The organism is Streptomyces sp. NPDC088812 (assembly GCF_044750285.1).
Taxonomy (GTDB): Bacteria; Actinomycetota; Actinomycetes; order Streptomycetales; family Streptomycetaceae; genus Streptomyces.
The window spans coordinates 143,795-162,773 of sequence record NZ_JBIVJP010000002.1 but is presented as its reverse complement, the minus strand read 5'-3'; the positions used below and the strand labels follow the sequence as shown (position 1 = coordinate 162,773).

Annotated in this window: 16 protein-coding genes and 1 pseudogene; 15 read left to right on the top strand and 2 right to left on the bottom strand. The window is 71.0% G+C overall.

What is annotated here, in order from left to right; all coding sequences use genetic code 11:
* Nucleotide 1: 1 nt before the first annotated feature.
* Entirely contained in the window at nucleotides 2–256 is a 255-nt protein-coding gene (locus tag ACIP67_RS04355; protein ID WP_401687147.1) for a helix-turn-helix domain-containing protein, read from the bottom strand.
* Nucleotides 257–328: 72 nt separating this feature from the next.
* On the opposite strand from ACIP67_RS04355, the gene ACIP67_RS04350 reads away from it, so the two are divergent.
* The 10 genes and pseudogenes from ACIP67_RS04350 to ACIP67_RS04305 all read left to right on the top strand — a co-directional run bounded on the left by ACIP67_RS04350 (nucleotide 329) and on the right by ACIP67_RS04305 (nucleotide 9,897).
* Complete coding sequence (locus ACIP67_RS04350) at nucleotides 329–2,110, top strand: TniQ family protein (protein WP_401687144.1); 1,782 nt, start codon at nucleotides 329–331, stop codon at nucleotides 2,108–2,110.
* Nucleotides 2,107–2,874: a TnsA-like heteromeric transposase endonuclease subunit gene (locus tag ACIP67_RS04345; protein WP_401687142.1), complete on the top strand. Its 768-nt coding sequence runs from the start codon at nucleotides 2,107–2,109 to the stop codon at nucleotides 2,872–2,874. The genes ACIP67_RS04350 and ACIP67_RS04345 overlap by 4 nt, the downstream gene beginning before the upstream one ends.
* Nucleotides 2,874–5,018: a transposase gene (locus ACIP67_RS04340; RefSeq protein ID WP_401687139.1), complete on the top strand. Its 2,145-nt coding sequence runs from the start codon at nucleotides 2,874–2,876 to the stop codon at nucleotides 5,016–5,018. The genes ACIP67_RS04345 and ACIP67_RS04340 overlap by 1 nt, the downstream gene beginning before the upstream one ends.
* 5 nt (nucleotides 5,019–5,023) lie before the next feature.
* Complete coding sequence (locus ACIP67_RS04335; protein WP_401687136.1) at nucleotides 5,024–6,214, top strand: TniB family NTP-binding protein; 1,191 nt, start codon at nucleotides 5,024–5,026, stop codon at nucleotides 6,212–6,214.
* A 308-nt stretch (nucleotides 6,215–6,522) separates the two neighbouring features.
* Nucleotides 6,523–6,855, top strand: a pseudogene (locus ACIP67_RS04330) (ATPase, T2SS/T4P/T4SS family); the annotation flags it as partial.
* On the top strand, nucleotides 6,839–7,708 hold the full coding sequence (locus ACIP67_RS04325) for a type II secretion system F family protein (RefSeq protein WP_401687134.1): 870 nt from the start codon (nucleotides 6,839–6,841) through the stop codon (nucleotides 7,706–7,708). The pseudogene ACIP67_RS04330 and the gene ACIP67_RS04325, both read left to right, overlap by 17 nt.
* A 221-nt stretch (nucleotides 7,709–7,929) precedes the next feature.
* Nucleotides 7,930–8,727, top strand: a complete 798-nt coding sequence (locus tag ACIP67_RS04320; protein WP_401687132.1) for a type II secretion system F family protein — start codon at nucleotides 7,930–7,932, stop codon at nucleotides 8,725–8,727.
* Nucleotides 8,728–8,853: 126 nt separating this feature from the next.
* Nucleotides 8,854–9,063 carry a DUF4244 domain-containing protein gene (locus tag ACIP67_RS04315; protein ID WP_401687130.1) on the top strand — a complete coding sequence of 70 codons (210 nt, stop codon included), beginning with the start codon at nucleotides 8,854–8,856 and terminating at the stop codon, nucleotides 9,061–9,063.
* A gap of 34 nt (nucleotides 9,064–9,097) precedes the next feature.
* Nucleotides 9,098–9,457, top strand: coding sequence for a TadE family type IV pilus minor pilin (locus ACIP67_RS04310; RefSeq protein ID WP_401687128.1), 360 nt, complete (start codon nucleotides 9,098–9,100; stop codon nucleotides 9,455–9,457).
* Nucleotides 9,454–9,897 carry an Rv3654c family TadE-like protein gene (locus ACIP67_RS04305; RefSeq protein ID WP_401687125.1) on the top strand — a complete coding sequence of 148 codons (444 nt, stop codon included), beginning with the start codon at nucleotides 9,454–9,456 and terminating at the stop codon, nucleotides 9,895–9,897. The genes ACIP67_RS04310 and ACIP67_RS04305 overlap by 4 nt, the downstream gene beginning before the upstream one ends.
* Here ACIP67_RS04305 and ACIP67_RS04300 read toward each other — a convergent pair.
* On the bottom strand, nucleotides 9,851–12,316 hold the full coding sequence (locus ACIP67_RS04300) for a DEAD/DEAH box helicase (protein WP_401687122.1): 2,466 nt from the start codon (nucleotides 12,314–12,316) through the stop codon (nucleotides 9,851–9,853). The genes ACIP67_RS04305 and ACIP67_RS04300 overlap by 47 nt on opposite strands.
* Before the next feature lie 81 nt (nucleotides 12,317–12,397).
* Between ACIP67_RS04300 and bldG the strand changes: the two genes are divergently transcribed.
* The 5 genes from bldG (at nucleotide 12,398) to ACIP67_RS04275 (ending at nucleotide 18,634) form a co-directional block, all read left to right on the top strand.
* Complete coding sequence (gene bldG, locus ACIP67_RS04295) at nucleotides 12,398–12,739, top strand: anti-sigma factor antagonist BldG (RefSeq protein ID WP_121787637.1); 342 nt, start codon at nucleotides 12,398–12,400, stop codon at nucleotides 12,737–12,739.
* A gap of 118 nt (nucleotides 12,740–12,857) precedes the next feature.
* A complete protein-coding gene (locus ACIP67_RS04290) occupies nucleotides 12,858–13,292 on the top strand; it encodes an ATP-binding protein (protein WP_401687119.1) in 435 nt (144 codons plus the stop codon).
* A gap of 474 nt (nucleotides 13,293–13,766) precedes the next feature.
* Entirely contained in the window at nucleotides 13,767–16,193 is a 2,427-nt protein-coding gene (locus ACIP67_RS04285) for a sodium-translocating pyrophosphatase (RefSeq protein WP_401687116.1), read from the top strand.
* Nucleotides 16,194–16,368: 175 nt separating this feature from the next.
* Nucleotides 16,369–16,974 (top strand): small secreted protein, encoded by a 606-nt coding sequence (locus ACIP67_RS04280; protein ID WP_401687113.1) that lies wholly within the window; start codon nucleotides 16,369–16,371, stop codon nucleotides 16,972–16,974.
* A gap of 133 nt (nucleotides 16,975–17,107) precedes the next feature.
* A complete protein-coding gene (locus ACIP67_RS04275; protein WP_401687111.1) occupies nucleotides 17,108–18,634 on the top strand; it encodes a methyltransferase in 1,527 nt (508 codons plus the stop codon).
* Nucleotides 18,635–18,979 lie beyond the last annotated feature (345 nt).

Sequence of the window (18,979 nt, the reverse complement as noted above, 5' to 3'; positions counted from 1 at the left end):
CCTACTCGCTGTCCGGGTCCGTGTCCTGGAACAGCTCGGCAGGCGTGACCCCCAGAGCCCGGGCCAGGGCGGGGATGCGGTCGACGGAGACGCTGTGGACCGCGGCCTCCACCTCGGCGTAGAAGGACCGGTCCATCCCCGCCTCGGCGGCCACCGCGGTCTGGGTCATTCCCGCACGCATGCGCAGGGCCCGAAGCCGCCGCCCGAAGGCCAGTCGCTGGGCCGGGACACCGGCATCGGAATCGCTGTTCGCCACAGCCGGTAACCGTAGTACAGTCACACGGTTGTAGGAGATTTCCTACAAGACCGTGGTGGGGAGGGTGGTTCCATGGGGGCAAGCGGTCTGCCTCGGCGTCTGCCTGCCGTTCTGGTTCCTGCCGACGGTGAGTCCTTCGCCTCCTGGCTGAGCCGGGCCGCGGCCGACTGGCAGCTCGCTCCCGGTGAAGCCGCGCAGGCCGTGGGACTGGAGTGCCACCCGGGTTACTCCGTGGTGCGGCCCTTGTTCTTCGGGATCGCGCTGACCGAACGGAGCCTGGCGCGGGCTGAGGCGGCGACCGGGCTCGACGCGCAGGCGCTGCGGGCGATGCAGCTGTCCCGGTACGCGGCGAGTGCGCTGGACTTCGCCGGGCTTGATCTCGGCTCCGAGGCGTCGCTCACGGCGCTTGGACACCGCGAGTGGGCCCTGTTCACCTCAAGCCGGGCCTGCCCCAAGTGTCTGGCAGCTTGCCCGGTGTGGCCGCTGTGGTGGCGGCTGGGCATCGCCGCGGTGTGCCCGGTGCACCAGGTGCTGTTGGTGGACGTGTGCCGCCGCTGTGGCATCCGGCTGGGCCGCGGCTACAACGGTCACCCCCGGGGCCTGATCACCCGCCGCCAGGAGGTGGACCTGGGCCGCTGCAACAACCGCCGCCCCGCGACCAGGCGCCGCAAGGCCGGGCTGTGCGATCAGAACCTGGCCGCGCTGCCCGCGGTCCCGGTGCCTGCCGAGCTCGCCGCACTGCAGCAGCGCGTCCTGGACATCGCCGACGGCCGCGCGGCGGCACGGGTCGCCGGCCAGAGAGCGGCTCCGGCGGAGTTCTTCGCCGCGCTGCGGTTCACCGCCGCCCTGGTACGGCTGGTGGCCACCGCCGACGACCTCGCTGCCTGCACCGCGCTGCCGGACGATGCGGCCGAACAGTTCGCTGCCGACCTGCACGAGCGGCAGCAGGCCAGCCGGGGCGGCGCGGGCACACAGCTGCGGGCCAGCCCGCCCAGCGCGGTCCACGCCGCGGTCGTGCTCGCCCTGACCGAGCCCACGCTGTTCGCCCCGGACCAGCGCACCTGCCAGGAGGTGCTGAGCACCTGGATGCAGCGCGCGGTCGCCCGGCGCCGGACACCGGGCAAGAGCGATCCCCTGCGGGTCGTGCCCCGCCCCGCCTGCCTGGAGCCGCTGGTGCGGGCCGCCGCCCCGCCTTCCTCCCGCATCGCCGGAGCACTCGCCGTCCGCCCCGCCGTCCGGCCTGCCTACACGACGGCCCACCTGCCCCACCTCGTCGACGTCGACGACTACACGGAGTTACTCGCCACCCAACTGCCCGGCACCGCCCCGGCCAGCGGGCGCCGCCTCGCCGCCCTGGCGCTGGCCCGCATCGCCGGTGCCACGAGCTGGCAGCAGGCCGCCTCCGACCTGGCCATGGACCCGCTCAAGGCCGCCCGCGCCACCAACACCCTGGTCCAGCGCATCACCGACCCCGACGCCTTCTGGAGGGCCACCGAGCAGATCGGTGTCCGGCTCTGTGAACGCGGCCTGGTCGACTACGCGGCCCGCCGCCGGGAACTGGCCGGCCTGACCGCCGTGCCGCACGCGGTCCTGTATCCCGTGTGCCGCCCGCTCGACCACGACGTCACCCTCCAGCGCCGCCGTCACTCCGCCGCCTGGGTCTGGCAGCACTTCACCGCCGGAGACGTCCGCGAAGCCCCCGCCTACGACCCCGCGCTGTGGAAGGCGGCCACCACCGAATCCGTCCGGGAGGGCTGGCGCCGCTTCGCCGCCTGGATCCCCGACACGGTCGCGGCGCAGCTGACCGCCTTCGGCCGGGACCTTCTCGAACCCGATACGACGGGAGGGGCATGACCCCGAAAAGACCCAACACGCTGCGGCCCCTGCGGCACGCATCCCACCAGCTGTACATCCACTTCTACGACGCCGGCGGCACCGAGCGGCTCCTGCCCGCCGAACAGGCGCGCGAGGTGCGCTTCGAAACCTGCCGGCCCACCCGCGACTTCCCCACCTACGTCGGACAGGAACACACCCCCGGCTCCTACTGGGCAGCGAGCAGCGACACCGTCCTGGAATACGAGAGTTTCCTGGAAGCCCGCTGGATGAAGCTCCTCGACTTCGATGCGAAGGTCGCCTGCTTCGCGGCCCAGCCGTTCGTCTTCGAGGGCGTCGACGCAGACGGCACCTGGACCCACTATCCGGACTTGTTCGTCCGCCGTACTGACGGCTCCGTGCTGCTGCTGGACGTGAAGAACCCCGAACAGCTCAACAAACCCAAAGTGCTCCTCCAGGCCCGCCGTACGGCCGCGGCATGCCAGGTGCTCGGCTGGGACTACCAGATGGTCGGCGAACCCGATCCGCAGCTGTGGGCCACCGTCGAATGGCTGGCCGGCTACCGCAGACCGCTGCACGCCGCCGCCCCCCTCGCCCGCGTGCTTCTCTTCCGAGCCCAGGACCCGGTCAGCATCGCCGAGCTGCTCTCCCTGTGGCCCACCCCGGGGATCGAACGGGCCGTCACCTACCACCTCATGTGGCACCACCGCCTGCACTTCGACCTCACCCGCCCGCTACGCGACCACACCCAGGTGTGGGCCGCACCCGTCCCGGAGCACAGCTGATGGACCAGCGCTACCGCATCGCAACCGAAGACTGGATCGAATTCGAGGAAGAACAGCACCAGGTCACCGGCCTCACCGGCGCTCTGGTCCGGCTGCGCTCCATCTCCGGACACCACCAGACGATCATGCTCAGCGTTCTGCTGACCGACCCCTCCTTCCGCGCCCTGGCCGCGCCACCGGCCAACGCCGACAACGGTGCCGCCGGCCTCGACCCCGGCGGAGTCCTGGCGTCACTGAAGAACAAGCAGGCCCGCGACGACGCCCTCGAACTCGAAGCCCACCTGCACGAGGCGACCACCGGCTACCGCTCGGGCGACTCGCTCGACAAACAGCCGGGAGAGCCCCGCCCGCAGTACCACCCCGACCTCCTGCTCTCCGACCGCGTCAAGGCCAAAGCGGACGAACTCGGGCTGACCGAGCGCCGCATCTGGCAGCTGCTCGAAGAGTGGAAAGAGAAGGGCCTGTGGGCACTCGTCGACCGCCGCAAGGCCCGGCTGAGGAACCCGCTGCGCAACATTGACGAGCGGGTGATCACCGCGATCCGCGAACAGGGCGCCGCCGAACGCCTCGACAGCTCCTCCAGCGTCTCCACCCGCTTCAGGCGCCGCTGCCAGAACCGGCTGGACGAAGACTACGGCCCCGGCACCGTCGAGCTCCCCAAGCCCGACACCTTCCGCCGCGTGGTCAAACTCCTCCTGCACCACAGCCCCTCCGACCCCGCCTACCAGCGGATCTCGGACGCCAACCAGCCCGACCGCACCTTCGGCAACGTCATCGCCCACCGGCCCGGCCAGGTCGTCATGCTCGACACCACCCCGCTCGACGTCCTGGCCTGGGACCCCGCGATGAACGACACCTACAACGTCGAACTCACCGTCGCTCTCGACGTCGCCACCCGCTCCATCCTCGCCTGGCGCCTCACCCCGCTGGGCACCAAGGCCATCGACATCGGCCTGCTGCTGGCGGACGTCATGACGCCCGAACCGATGCGGCCCAAGTGGGCCGACGCGCTGCGCTTTCAGATGCTGCGCGTGCCCTACGAACGGCTTCTCAGCGTCGACGAACGCCTCGCAGCAGCCGCAGCACGGCCCGTCGTCTATCCCGAGACCTTGCTCTACGACCATGGCAAGCCCTACAAGTCCGACGTCGTCAAACGCGCCTGCCGCTCATGGAGGATCGACCTTCAGGACGCCCGCAAACTCAAGCCCACCGACAAACCCCACGTGGAACGCCTGTTCTTGACGATCCGGGAACAGTTCTCCATGCACGTCGCGGGCTACAAGGGCTTCAACGTGGCCCACCGCGGCAAGCACGTTGAACAGCAGGCTCGCTGGACCCTGGACGAGATCGCCGAGTTCTTCGCCGAATACGTCGTCGCGGTCTACCAGAACCAGCACCACAGGGGCCTGACCCTGCAAGGCTTTCCCGACCTGAACGTCTCACCCAACGAGGCGTACGCCATGGCCCTCGGCTCGGCCGGCTACGTCGACTGCCCCCGCGACCCAAACCTGTACTACGAGCTGCTGCCGATCGCCGACGACGGCCGCGCCATCAATGCCTACGGCGTCGAACTCAACCACCTCGTGTACAACGCGGACGTCCTCTACCAGTTCCGCCGGGCCAAGTCCCCGTACGAGAACACACGCTGGCCCATACGCTACGACCCCCGGAACCTGCTGCACGCCTACTTCCACAACCCCCGCGACGGCCGCTGGTACACGCTGCGCTGGACCAAGGCACTCAACGACCTGCAGCCCTTCACCGACATCACCCTGCGCGAAGCCAGGCGCCTGGTCGAACTCCGCGGCGGCGACCCGAAGGACAAGGACTTCCAGGAGCAGATCGCCAAGGCCCTGTGGGACCTGCAGAACCGCACCGACGCCCCCGAGATGTGGACCAAGACCGACCGCAAGCGCCACACCCGCGACCAGCACCGCGCCGAGGCCCAGGCCCAGGACGAAGCACGCTCCACCCCCGCCGTCCCCGCAGCCGTACCGGTCCCGCGCCTGGTGCCGGAAGTCGCCGAACCCACGATCCCCACGCTGCATGTCGTCCCCACCGTGACCGACGAGGACGACGACTTCGACCCCCTCGCCGTCCAGCCCGCCGAGGTCTGGAACCCCCGCACCAGCCAGGAGGGCTGATCACCTTGCCGACCCCTTCCCCCTTCAAAGACGAACCCGACGACACGCCCGGCCCCGGGGATTTCAGGCACCCCGGCCTGTCCGAGCCACGCACCAAGGAGGAATGGCGCGACTACCTCGACTATGAACTCCCGCCCCGGCCGGTGCTGCTGCGCATCAAGGACTACGAAAAGCTCACCTCCAAGGAGCGCCACCTGCACAACCAGGCCCGCAACGCCCACCACAGCGCCCTGGTCATCGTCCGCACCCGTCAGATGCAGACGATCCACCACCAGATCCGCCGCCGGATGATGACCAACGCTCACCAGCCCGCCGGTGCCCGCCGCAGCATCGTCCTCGACGGACCGGCGACCCTCGGAAAGTCGACCCTGGTCAAGACGTTCGCCTCCGACTTCGAACACGAACTGCGCGACACTTACCCCGAGCGCTTCGCCAAGCAGTACATAGTCGACGATCACGTGATCGACTACACCCCCGTCGTCTACGTCAACATCCCCTCGCAAGCCACACCGAAGGACCTGTCCATAGCGCTCGCCCAGTACCTCGGCCAGAAGTACCGCTCCGCCGCGACCAAGAGCGACATCACCCGCCTCGTCCTGGAGAAGATGCGCCTGGTCGGCGTCGAACTCGTGATCATCGACGACGCACACTTCATGGACCTCTCCCTCAAGGAGGGAAAGGTCGTCAACGATCATCTCAAGTACATCGCCAACCACACCGCGGCAACCTTCATCTACACCGGAGTCGACCTCAAGCACTCCGGACTCTTCCTCGAAGGCACCGGCGACGCCAGGAGCACCCAGACCGCCGGCCGCAACACCCTCCTCCACATGACGCCCTACTCCATCCGGACACGAGACGAGAAGGCCGACTGGACCTCCGTCATCACCGCGATGGAAGACGCCCTCGTCCTCTACCACCACCGGCCCGGAACCCTCGCCACGCTGTGGAAGTACCTGTACCAGCGCACCGGAGGAAACATCAGCTCCCTCGCGGAACTCATCCGCGAAGCAGCCGCCGAGGCCGTACTCACCGGAGCCGAGAAGATCGATCGGACCCTCCTCGAAGACATCGTCATCAACGAGCACGCACAGAGCACCTACGAGAACGGACGGCCGTACGAAGACCCCAACCCACCTACGCCCGGCGACATCCAGAACGCCGAGGACGAAGGCGGCGAAGCCGCCGCCAGCTAGGAACACCGCACGCCCACGGTCACAGCAGAGACGAACCGCTGCCGTACGCCTACTACCTGGCGTACGGCAGCGCGCTTCAATCAGCTCTAGCCACCCCCAAAGGCGTTCCTGCACACCACGGCGGACTTCATCGCGGAGAAGCGTTGACGCCTTCCGCCCGAGTTATGAATACGCTGCGTAATCAGAAGGTTGGCGGCTGATCGGACACTGAAATCTTTCGTGCGACAAATGTGACCCAGGCCACCTCATCAAAGATTTCAGTCCCCAGGTCAGCGAGCTGCCGACTGAAATCTTTCGCGCATCCCGACAAGGGCGGCTGCGGGACGGTCCACGCCAATGCCGCCGCGGACGTGCCCGCCCGGCTGGAGGCGCTCGGCACGGCGGCCGGGCTCGACCGGGCCGCGCTGCACAGCCAGGTGGCGGCCGCCCTGTCGGTGGTGCTGCACCTCGTGCGCGATCCGGCCGGGCGGCGGCGGATCGCCGAGGTGCACGTACTGGAACGGGATCCGTCCGGACTGGTGCGGACAGTGCCCGCGCTGCGGTGGCAGGCGCGGGCGTTCAGCCGGGAGCGCGGATGGCAGCGGCTGCGGGAACTGCTGCGGGGCCAGGGGAGCGGAGAGGGAGATGAACGGGATGGCTGAGGTGCCGATGACCGCGGCCGCGGTCTGCGCCGGCGCGGCGATCTGGCTGCTCGGCGGGCCGTACTCCGGAGCCCGGCGGGCGCAGCTGCTGCTGGCGGGAGGCGGGGTGGTCGACAGTGGCCCGCCGTCCTGGCCGGACCTGACCGACGAGCTGCGCAGGATCCGCGGGCGGTGGCGTCCCGAGTGGTGGGCGCCCGTCGTCGGGCTGGTCTTGGCTGTGCTGGGTGCCTCGGTGCTGCCGGTCGTCGCCGGGGCGGCCGGAGCGCCCCTGCTGCGCAGGGCACGGCGCGCTCGTGAGGCTCGGAGGGACAGGGAGCGCCGGGGTGACGCCGTGATCGCGCTGTGTGGCGCTCTCGCCGGGGAGGTGCGCGCGGGACGGCAGCCCGGTGAGGCCTTGCAGCGGGCCGCCAGGGATTCCGGAGGGCTGGGTGCGGCGCAGCCCGCCGTGCTGGCGGCGGCACGGTTCGGCGGGGACGTGCCCGGTGCGCTCGCGGTGGCGGCACGGCAACCGGGGGCGGACGGGCTCCTCGGGCTCGCCGCGTGCTGGCGGGTGGCGGTGGACCAGGGAGCGGGCCTCGCCGCCGGCCTCGACCGCCTCGAAGGTGCCCTGCGAGCGGAGCGGGACCAGCGGGCCGACCTCAGAGCGCAGTTGGCGGGCACGCGCTCAACGGCGGTGATGCTCGCCGGCTTGCCGGTCCTGGGACTCGCCTTGGGGACCGCACTCGGCGCCGATCCCCTGCACGTCCTGCTCCACACCGGCGCGGGGTGGGGGTGCCTGCTGGTCGGCGGGGTGCTCGAGGCCGTCGGGATGTGGTGGGCGGTGCGCATCGTGCGGGGCGCGGAGGAGGTGTGAGGCGGGGAACAGGCAGGAGACGAGGCGATTGCCGCGGTCCTCTGGGACGGGTCGCTGGGACAGGTCGCTGGGACAGGTCGCCGGGACAGGTCGCTGGGACGGGTCGGGGGTGCGGGATGACGGGCGGCGTGCGGATGGCGGGCCGGTGGGTGCCGAATGGCGGGTCGGGTGGTGGCGGATGGCGGGTCGGACCGTGCCGGATGAGGGAAACGGAGGGCGGAATGAGTGCGGAAGTTGTCCACAGGCTGGGGGCGGTCGTGGGGATCGCCCTGGTCCTGGTGTGGCTCGCGCGATGGTTGACGGGCGTGCGGCGTGAGCGCCGGACGCGGCAGCGGCTCGCCGAGTTGCTGCCCCTGGCAGCGGAGCCGGGCACCTCGCGTCCTGCCGTGCCGGAGGCTGTGCGGCGGTGGCTGCCTGAGGTGGCCGTTCTGGGCGCCGGGTGGGTGATGGGCGGTGGCGCGGTCGGTCTCGCCCTGGGGGTGACCGGTGCTGTGGGGCTGGGGTGGTGGCGTCACCGACAGCGGGCGGCCGCTCCCGTGGACGCGGTCGGCGCACGGGTCGGCGCACGGGTCGCCGCACGGCAGCTTCCTCTCGCCGCCGACCTGCTGGCCGCGTGCATCGCCGCCGGCGCCGGTCCGGTGATCGCGGCCCAGGCGGTGGGTGAGGCTTTGGGCGGCCCCGTGGGGGACGGCCTCGCGCGCGGTGCCGCCGAGGTGAGGCTGGGCGGCGAGCCGGCCACCGCCTGGCGGAGGCTGGCCGCAGCGCCGGGCGCCGCGGCGCTGGCCCGACTGCTGGAACGGGCCGATGTCACGGGCCTTCCGGCGGCCGCGCCGGTCGCCCGGCTCGCCGCCGACGCCCGCGCCGAGTGGGCACGCACGGGAACGGCTCGTGCCCGGCGCGCGGCGGTCATGGTCACCGCGCCGGTGGGGCTCTGCTTCCTGCCCGCCTTCATCGCGGTGGGCATCGCGCCCGTCGTGATCGGGCTGGCGGGTGGGGCTCTGGGAGGGGGTGGGCCGTGACGGCGAGGTGAGCGCGCGAGCACCGGCAGGACCTGGAGGCACTGACGCGAGCGGCGCACGGGTTCAGCGCACCGGCAGGACCGGTGCGCCTGGGAATCAACGGAAACGGACCTCACGGGGGTTGAGATGAGCAAGGCGGTACGGGCGCGGATGCGTGCTCTGGTGTGCAGGGCGCGCGCGGCGCACAGGGATGCGGGGATGGTGACGTCCGAGTACGCGATGGGCATCGTCGCGGCGGTCGGCTTCGCCGTGATCCTCTACCAGGTGGTGACGAGCGGGGCGGTCACCGAGGCGTTGCAGGACATCGTGAAGCGGGCGCTCAGTGCGAGTCCGTGAGCGGGCACCGGTGCGGTGCGGGGACCGGGGCTTCGTGACGGCGGAGTCGGCCGTCGTGCTGCCGGTGCTGGTGGCGTTCGCGATGGCGCTGGTGTGGGGCCTGCTCGTCATGGCGGCTCAGATCCAGTGCGTGGACGCCGCCAGGACCGGCGCCCGGGCCGCCGCCCGGCAGGACCCGGCCGACGCGGTGGTCGAGGTGACCCGGGCGACGGCACCCCGTGGGGCGCACGTGACGGTCCACCGGGGCGGTGGCCTGGTCCGGGTGGTGGTCGTGGCGCGGCCGCCGGTGCTGCGGGGGCTGCCGTTCGAGGTGCGGGAGGAGGCCGTGGCGGCTGTGGAGGAGGACGTGGCGGCAGGGGCCGTGGCGGCGGAGGAAGGGGAGGTGGGCCCGTGAGGGGGCATCACCGCCGCGGGGGCCTGTACCGCGGCTCGGGAGCCGATCGGGGCTCGGCCACCGTCTGGACGCTCGGGGCGATCGCCGTGCTGTGTGTGGTGTTCGGCGTGGTGCTCGCCCTGGGCCAGGCCGTTCTGGCCCGGCATCGCGCGGCCGGCGGTGCGGACCTCGCCGCGCTCGCGGCCGCCGACCACTGGACGCACGGTGCCGCGGCGGCCTGTGCTCACGCGGAGCGTGTGGCTCGGGCACAGGGGGCGCGGCTGGTGCGGTGCGCGGTCGTGGGGGAGGTCTCGGACGTGACGGCGGCGGCCGGACGGGGGCCGTTCGCCGCGGAGGTCAGGGCGAGGGCGGGGCCTCCCGGGCCGGCGGACACCGGTCCCACCGCGGGCCCGGTCAGCTCACCGGCTTCTCCTCCGGCGCCCCCCGCAGCAGTTCCGTGAGCAGCCGTACGGCCCCTCTCTTGTGCAGCGGGTCGTTGCCGTTGCCGCATTTGGGGGACTGGATGCAGGACGGGCAACCGGCCTCGCACTCGCAGGAGGCGATGGCCTCGCGGGTGGCGGTCAGCCAGGAGCGGGCCGTGTGGAAGGCCCGTTCCGCGAAGCCCGCGCCGCCGGGGTGGCCGTCGTAGACGAAGACCGTGGGGAGGAGCGTGTCGGGGTGCAGGGGGACCGACACGCCGCCGATGTCCCAGCGGTCGCAGGTCGCGAAGAGGGGCAGCATGCCGATGGAGGCGTGTTCGGCGGCGTGCAGGGCGCCGCCGAGGATCTCCGGGTGGATCCGGGCGGCGTCCAGCTGGTCCTCGGTGACCGTCCACCACACGGCGCGTGTGCGCAGGGTGCGGGGAGGCAGGTCGAGCTTCGACTCGCCGAGCACCTCACCGGTGATGAGCCGTCGGCGCAGGAAGGAGACCACCTGGTTGGTGACCTCGACGGAGCCGTAGCACAACCGCCCCTCGTCCCACGGGACCTCGACGTCCGTCTCCAGCACCGAGATCGCCGTGGTGTCGCGGGCGACCGTCGAGTACGGCGGTTCGGCCTGCTCGACCAGGGCGACCGAGTCCTCCAGGTCCAGGGACCGCACCAGATAGGTGCGGCCCTGGTGGAGGTGGACGGCGCCCTCGTGGACGGTCGTGTGGGCGGCGCCCTCGTCGACCGTGCCGAGAAGGCGGCCCGTCCCCTCCTCGACGATCTGGACCGGCCGGCCGCCCCCGCCGCGGATGTCGGTCAGGTCGGCGGCCCGTTCCCGGCGTGTCCAGTGCCAGGCCCTCGTCCGGCGGCGCAGCAGCTTCGCGGCCTCCAGCTGCGGCAGCAGCCCCTCCGTCCCCGGGCCGAACAGTGCCAGGTCCTCCTCCGTCAGGGGCAGCTCGGCGGCGGCCGCGCACAGGTGCGGGGCGAGGACGTAGGGGTTGTCGGGGTCGAGGACCGTCGACTCCACGGGCCGGTCGAACAGGGCTTCGGGATGATGGACGAGGAAGGTGTCCAGGGGGTCGTCGCGGGCGATCAGGACGGCGAGGGCGCCCTGCCCGGCCCGGCCCGCGCGGCCGGCCTGCTGCCACAGGGACGCACGGGTGCCCGGGTAACCGGCGATCAGGACGGCGTCCAGTCCCGAGACGTCGATGCCGAGTTCCAGGGCGGTCGTGGCGGCCAGGCCGAGGAGGTCGCCGGAGTGCAGTGCCTGCTCCAGGGCGCGGCGCTCCTCGGGCAGGTAGCCGCCGCGGTACGCCGCGACACGCCGGGCCAGGGAGCGGTCCACCTCGGCGAGACGCTCCTGGGCGATCACCGAGATCAGCTCGGCGCCACGCCGGGAGCGGACGAAGGCGACCGTGCGCACCCCCTGGACGGCGAGATCGGTGAGCAGGTCGGCGGTCTCCGCCGTGGCGGTACGGCGGACGGGGGCGCCCTTCTCGCCCTGCATCTCGGTGAGCGGGGGCTCCCAGAGGGCGAACACCAGTTCACCCCGTGGGGAGGCGTCGTCGGCCACCTCGACCACCCGCAGGCCGGTCAGACGGCCTGCGGCCACCGAGGGCTCGGCCGCCGTCGCGGAGGCCAGCAGGAAGACGGGGGAGGCGCCGTAGCGGGCGCACAGCCGGCGCAGCCGGCGCAGCACCTGGGCGACATGGGAGCCGAACACGCCGCGGTAGGTGTGGCACTCGTCGATGACGACGTACCTGAGCGACTTGAGGAAGGAGGACCAGCGGGGGTGGGACGGAAGAATGCCGCGGTGCAGCATGTCCGGATTGGTGAGGACGTAGTTCGCGTACTGGCGGATCCACTCGCGTTCCTCGAACGGGGTGTCGCCGTCGTACACGGCCGGGCGAACCGCCGTGCCCAGCGGTTGTGAAAGTTTCTTCACGGATCGGCACTGGTCCGCCGCGAGTGCCTTCGTGGGGGACAGGTAGAGGGCGGTGGTGCCGCGGCCGTTCGGGGCCTCGGAGCCCTCCAGCAGCGCGGACAGGACCGGGACGAGGTACGCAAGGGACTTCCCGGACGCCGTGCCCGTCGCGACGACCACCGAATCGCCGTCCAGGGCGTGTTCGGCGGCTCGGGCCTGGTGGGCCCAGGGGTGCTCGATGCCGCAGGCCTGCACCGCCGCGATCACCTCCGGGCGAATCCGGTCAGGCCAGACGGCATGGCGGCCCTCACGTGGGGGCAAGTGCTCCGTATGGGTGATGCGCGACGCCCGGCTCGGACCGGGGGCGAGCCGGTCCAGGACCGCGCCCGGCGACAGGCGGGACGCGTGCTGTGCCGGGGATCGATCGGATCGGTGATTCTTGGCCATCGGCACCGAGTGTGTCACTGGCGTGACGGACAATGGAGCCAAGGCGTCGTGCACGCCTGCCGGTAAGTGATTGAATGCCATCGCGGCTGGCGAACCGTCCCGGGGGCTCCTGCCGAGGTGTCCCGAGGGGCGACCGCTCGATAGCAAGGTGCTGGAGGATCCGTGGACCTGTCCCTGTCGACCCGTACCGTCGGCGATCGTACGGTCGTCGAGGTCGGTGGCGAAATCGACGTATATACCGCGCCCAAGCTGCGCGAGCAGCTGGTCGAGCTGGTGAACGACGGGAATTTCCACCTCGTCGTCGACATGGAGGGCGTGGACTTCCTCGACTCCACCGGTCTCGGCGTGCTGGTCGGCGGTCTGAAGCGAGTGCGTGCCCACGAGGGCTCGTTGCGCCTGGTCTGCAACCAGGAGCGCATTCTGAAGATCTTCCGCATCACCGGTCTCACCAAGGTGTTCCCCATTCACACCTCGGTCGACGAAGCGGTGTCGGCCACCGACTGACCACCGATCCCGGGCGAGAACAGCCGCGCCCGGGACGGCAGCACAGTTGAACACCGGGGGGATCGGGCTTCGGCGGCCCGGCCCCCCGACAGCACGCCCGTAGTTCCGAGGGGGATGCATGGCCACCGTTGAACTCCGCTTCAGCGCGCTGCCCGAGCACGTCAGGACCGCCCGACTGGTGGCGGCAGCGGTGGCGCGCAGGGCCGGAGTGGACGAGGCCGTCCTCGACGAGGTCCGGCTCGCCGTCGGTGAGGCCTGCACCCGCGCCGTCGGGCTGCACCAGACCAGCGGCATCACCGCGCCGGTGAAGGTGCTGCTCATCGAAGAGGAGAAACAGTTCTCCATCGAGGTGGGCGACGAGGCGCCACGCTCCTCACCCGGTGACCGGGCGCCCGGCACCGGCGGGGACGCCGACGCCGAGGCCGAGGAGGACGAGATGGGCCTCGCCGTCATCAGCGGCCTCGTGGACGACGTGGAGGTCACCGCTGGCGAGCACGGCGGGGCCATTCGCATGACCTGGCCGAGCGTCCTGGCGTCCACGCCACCGGCCTGACACCGCCCGCCCGACACCACCGGCGTGGCTTCGCCGGTCCGACCACCGCCGGTCCGACGCCCTCGCGCCGAGGCCGACGACCGTCCAGGTGAACCGGCGGCACACACATCGAAGGGCCCCACTCGTGGGGCCCTTCGTCATGTGCGGAGATCGCCGACCGCGCTTACAGTGGTCCCAGGCAGTGAATCTTGAAGAAATGAATCTTGCCGGGAAATTCGTGAATCAATTCACGAAGCGTAGTGCTTCAAAGGCATTACCGGCGGCACTCGATCAGCCGCCGGTCGGCCATTGAGCAGCCATTGATCGGCCGTTGGTCAGCCGTTGATCGGTCATTGATAGGCGACTTGATCACATGCTTGATCACTCTTCTCGCGTGCGAAGGCGAATTACATTCACCGCGCACTGTTTTGATCAGGTTCCGGTACCTACAATCCGTCCACATCTTGAGCTCAGCCCAAGCGTCAAGGAGGACGAATGGCGGGGCTTTCTACCCCTCATCGGTTGGACCACCCCACAACCTTCGCAGCCGCAGTGCTGACGGACGGCAACCGCCTGCTCGTGGTGGTCATCGGAGTCGTCGCACTGGCTGCGCTCGTGGTCGCGGGCGTGCTGCTGCGCCAAGTGCTCGCGGCCGGCGAGGGCACCGACAGCATGAAGAAGATCGCGGCAGCGGTTCAGGAAGGCGCCAACGCCTATCTGGCCCGGCAACTGCGCACGCTCGGCGTATTCGCCGTCGTGGTGTTCTTCCTGCTCATGCTGCTACCCGCGGACGACTGGAATCAGCGCGCCGGACGATCCGTCTTCTTCTTGATCGGTGCGGCGTTCTCGGCGGCCACCGGCTATATCGGCATGTGGCTCGCCGTGCGCAGTAATGTGCGCGTCGCCGCGGCGGCCCGGGAAGCGACTCCCGCGCCGGGCGAACCAGAAAAGGACCTCACCGCCGTCTCGCACAGAGCCATGAAGATCGCTTTTCGTACGGGCGGTGTCGTCGGCATGTTCACGGTGGGGCTCGGTCTGTTCGGCGCCTCCTGCGTGGTGCTGGTGTACGCGGCCGACGCGCCGAAGGTGCTGGAGGGATTCGGTCTCGGCGCGGCGCTCATCGCGATGTTCATGAGGGTCGGTGGCGGCATCTTCACCAAGGCCGCCGACGTCGGCGCCGACCTCGTCGGCAAGGTCGAGCAGGGCATCCCGGAGGACGATCCGCGCAACGCCGCGACCATCGCCGACAACGTGGGCGACAACGTCGGCGACTGCGCGGGCATGGCGGCCGACCTCTTCGAGTCGTACGCCGTGACGCTGGTCGCCGCGCTGATCCTCGGCAAGGTGGCCTTCGGCGACGCCGGACTCGCCTTCCCGCTGCTCGTGCCCGCGATCGGTGTGGTCACCGCGATGATCGGCATCTTCGCGGTCGCCCCGCGCCGCACCGACCGCAGCGGCATGTCCGCGATCAACCGGGGCTTCTTCATCTCCGCGGTGATCTCCCTCGTGCTGGTCGCCGTGGCCGTGTTCGTCTACCTCCCTGGAACGTACGCGGACCTGGACGGCGTCACCGACGCGGCGATCCAGGGCAAGAGCGGCGATCCGCGGATCCTCGCCCTCGTCGCGGTGGCGATCGGCATCCTCCTGGCGGCCGTCATCCAGCAACTGACCGGCTACTTCACCGAGACCACCCGCCGCCCGGTCCGCGACATCGGCAAGACGTCGCTCACGGGCCCCGCCACCGTCATCCTCGCCGGAATCTCCGTCGGACTCGAATCGGCCGTCTACACCGCCCTGCTGATCGGCCTGGGCGTCTACGGGGCGTTCCTGCTCGGCGGTACGTCGATCATGCTGGCGCTGTTCGCCGTGGCCCTGGCCGGCACCGGGCTGCTCACCACCGTCGGTGTGATCGTCGCGATGGACACCTTCGGCCCGGTCTCCGACAACGCCCAGGGCATCGCAGAGATGTCCGGCGACGTCGAGGGCGCGGGCGCGCAGGTGCTCACCAACCTCGACGCCGTCGGCAACACCACCAAGGCCATCACCAAGGGCATCGCCATCGCCACCGCCGTCCTCGCGGCCTCGGCGCTCTTCGGGTCGTACCGTGACGCGATCACGACCGGCGCGCGGGACGTCGGAGAGAAGCTCAGCGGGGACGGCGCGCCGATGAGCCTGATGATGGACATCTCGCAGCCCAACAACCTCGTCGGCCTGATCGCGGGTGCGGCGGTCGTCTTCCTCTTCTCCGGGCTGGCGATCAACGCGGTGTCGCGGTCGGCGGGATCCGTGGTGTTCGAGGTGCGGCGGCAGTTCCGCGAGAAGCCCGGGATCATGGACTACAGCGAGACACCGGAGTACGGCAAGGTCGTCGACATCTGTACGAAGGACGCGCTCAGGGAACTGGCGACCCCGGGGCTGCTCGCCGTCATGGCGCCGATCTTCATCGGGTTCACGCTCGGTGTCGGCGCGCTCGGCGCCTACCTCGCGGGCGCGATCGGCGCGGGCACGCTGATGGCGGTCTTCCTCGCCAACTCCGGTGGGGCCTGGGACAACGCCAAGAAACTCGTCGAGGACGGTCACCACGGCGGCAAGGGCAGCGAGTCCCACGCGGCCACGGTGATCGGCGACACGGTCGGCGACCCCTTCAAGGACACGGCCGGCCCCGCGATCAACCCGCTGCTGAAGGTCATGAACCTCGTGGCACTGCTCATCGCGCCCGCCGTGATCAAGTTCAGCTACGGCGACGCCGCGAACATCGGCGTACGGATCGTGATCGCGGTCCTCGCGCTCCTGGTGATCGTCGGCGCGGTGTACGTCTCCAAGCGGCGGGGGATCGCCGTGGGTGACGAAGACAACGCCGACTCGTCCTCCAAGTCGGCCGATCCGGCGGTGGTTTCGTACGACACGTACAGGATTCGCTGATCAAGGGGCGGGCGGACGGCGCGGGTTGACGTGCCGTCCGCCCGTCTTCGTCGTGCGCGGCCCCGGCCCGTGAGCCTTCTCTCTCTTGGTTCAAATGGATCCATTCATGGAGACAGCGGACATTCGTCCTGGGGCTGTCGCCCGGTTGGCGTGTATGTTTCCGGGGCCGAGAGCCATGGAAGGGACCGATCCGGTGAACAAGAAGCTCGCGGCCGCACTGTCCGGCGGTGCGGTACTGGTGCTGGCGCTGTCGGGATGCAGCAGCAGCGACGACGACGGCAACAAGGAGCTCGACGCCTGGGCCAAGAAGGTCTGCGACGCCCTGCCCGCCCAGGACGCCAAGGTCGACGCGGCCAACGACGCCATCAAGCAGGCCGCCACGGACAACAACGCCCCGGCGAACGTCCAGAAGACCGACTCCCAGGCCTTCCAGGACATGTCCGACGCCTACAAGGCGCTCGCGCAGGCCGTCCAGAAGGCCGGCACACCCCCCGGCGTCGAGGACGGCAAGAAGAAGCAGCAGGGGGCCGTCACGGCCCTCAACGACCTCTCCGCCTCGTACGCCGACCTCAAGACGCAGGTCGACGCGCTCGACACGAAGGACCAGGCGAAGTTCGCCGACGGCCTCCAGGACATCGCCACCGATCTGGGCGAACTCAGCCAGAGCGGCAACACCGCGCTGAAGAACCTGGAGCAGGGCGACGTCAAGAGCGCCATGGCCCAGCAGGCCAGCTGCAAGAAGGTGGCGGCCTCCGCCTCGGCCCGCGCCACGACCGGCTGACGCCGGTCGTCTCCGCCTGACGCCGGTCGTCTCCGCCTGACCCCGCTCCTCCCGCTCCCCCGGCTCGTCCCCGGTCGTCACCGGGGCCCGTCGGCCGATCCGGGCGGGGCGGGCGGCAGGCATGCGGGACACAATGGGGGGCGTGAGTAACGCCACCCTCTCCCCCCTTCCCTCCGCCGACCGCCCCGACGTCGCCGCCCGGCTGCGCGAGGCCCTGCTCGCGGTCTCCTTCACCGCCGACGGGCTGCTCGACCTCCTCGGCGCCCCCGCGTACGCGGCCCTGGCCCGCAGCGAGGTCGTGCCCGCGCTGCGCGCGACCCGCGGGGACACGCCGCTGGAGACGCTCGTCCGGCTCTTCCTGCTCCAGCAGCCCGTTCCGCACGCGCGCGTGGAGGACGTTCTGCCCGTCCACGCGTGCGTGGAGACCGGCTGGCTGAGGCGGGCCGGCGAGGACGACGTCGCCGCGACCGTGGACGTACGGCCCTACGGCGGGCCGGACGGCGAGGACTGGTTCATCGTGTCCGACCTGGGGTGCGCGGTCGGCGGGGCCGGAGGCATCGGCAGCCGGGACGAGAACGTCGTCCTCGGCGTCGGCGGGGCGTCGACGACCCTCGCCGGGATCACCGTGCGGACGCCCGTCGACTCCGCTCTCGACCTCGGCACCGGCTCCGGGATCCAGGCGCTGCACGCCGCCCGGCACGCCACCCGCGTGACGGCGACCGACCTCAACCCGCGCGCGCTGCACATCACCGCGCTCACGCTGGCACTGTCCGGCGCTCCGGCGGCCGACCTGCGCGCGGGGTCGCTCTTCGAGCCCGTGCGGGACGACGAGACGTTCGACCTGATCGTGTCGAACCCGCCGTTCGTGATCTCGCCGGGGGCGCGGCTGACGTACCGGGACGGCGGGATGAGCGGGGACGATCTGTGCCGGTCGCTCGTTCAGCAGGCGGGGGAGCGCCTGAACGAGGGCGGGTTCGCGCACTTCCTCGCCAACTGGCAGCACGTGGAGGGGGAGGACTGGCAGGACAGGATCAGGTCGTGGGTGCCGCGCGGGTGCGACGCGTGGGCCGTGCAGCGCGAGGTGCAGGACATCACGCAGTACGCGGAGCTGTGGCTCAGGGACGCCGGTGACCACCGGACCGACCCGCAGGAGTACCAGGCGCGGTACGACGCGTGGCTGGACGAGTTCGAGGCGCGCAAGGTGAAGGCCGTCGGCTTCGGCTGGATCACCCTGCGCAGGACGGCGTCCGCCGAGCCCACGCTCACCCTCGAGGAGTGGCCGCACCCGGTCGAGCAGCCGCTCGGCGACACGGTCCGGGCGCACTTCGAGCGCCTCGACCATCTGCGGGCGCACGACGACGCGGCCCTGCTCGCCGGGCACTTCAGGCTCGCCGCGGAGGTCGTGCAGGAGCAGGTCGGGCTCCCGGGCGCCGAGGACCCGGAGCACGTCGTGCTGCGCCAGCACCGCGGCATGCGCCGGGCTACCAAGGTGGACACGGTCGGCGCCGGTTTCGCGGGCGTGTGCGACGGCTCGCTGAGCGCGGGCCGCATCCTGGACGCGATCGCGCAGCTCGTCGGCGAGGACCCCGTGCTGCTGCGCGACCGCACGCCGGCGCAGATCCGGCTGCTGGTGGAGCAGGGCTTCCTGGAGCCTGCCTGAGGGACGCCTCACCCGGCGCCGGAGACGGCCTGATGCCGGAGACGGCCCGGCGTCGGAGACGGCCCGGCGTCGGAGACGGCCCGGGCGCGCTCGGTGTCCGAGCCGCCCTCACGGACCGCGACGCAGCGCACACCCACCAAGGTGATCGGAACCGTGCAGACGCCCGACAAGAAAGAGCTACAAGAAGAGCATCGACGACACGGTCCGGTCCGTTCCGACGAATTCGAGTCGGTCTGGACGCCCGGTTCCCAGCGCGTCGCGGCCCGAAGAGCGACCGATGAAGATCAGGGGACACCGGATTCGCCAAGATCGTGTGCGCGATGAGCGGAACCGGCGACGCGAACC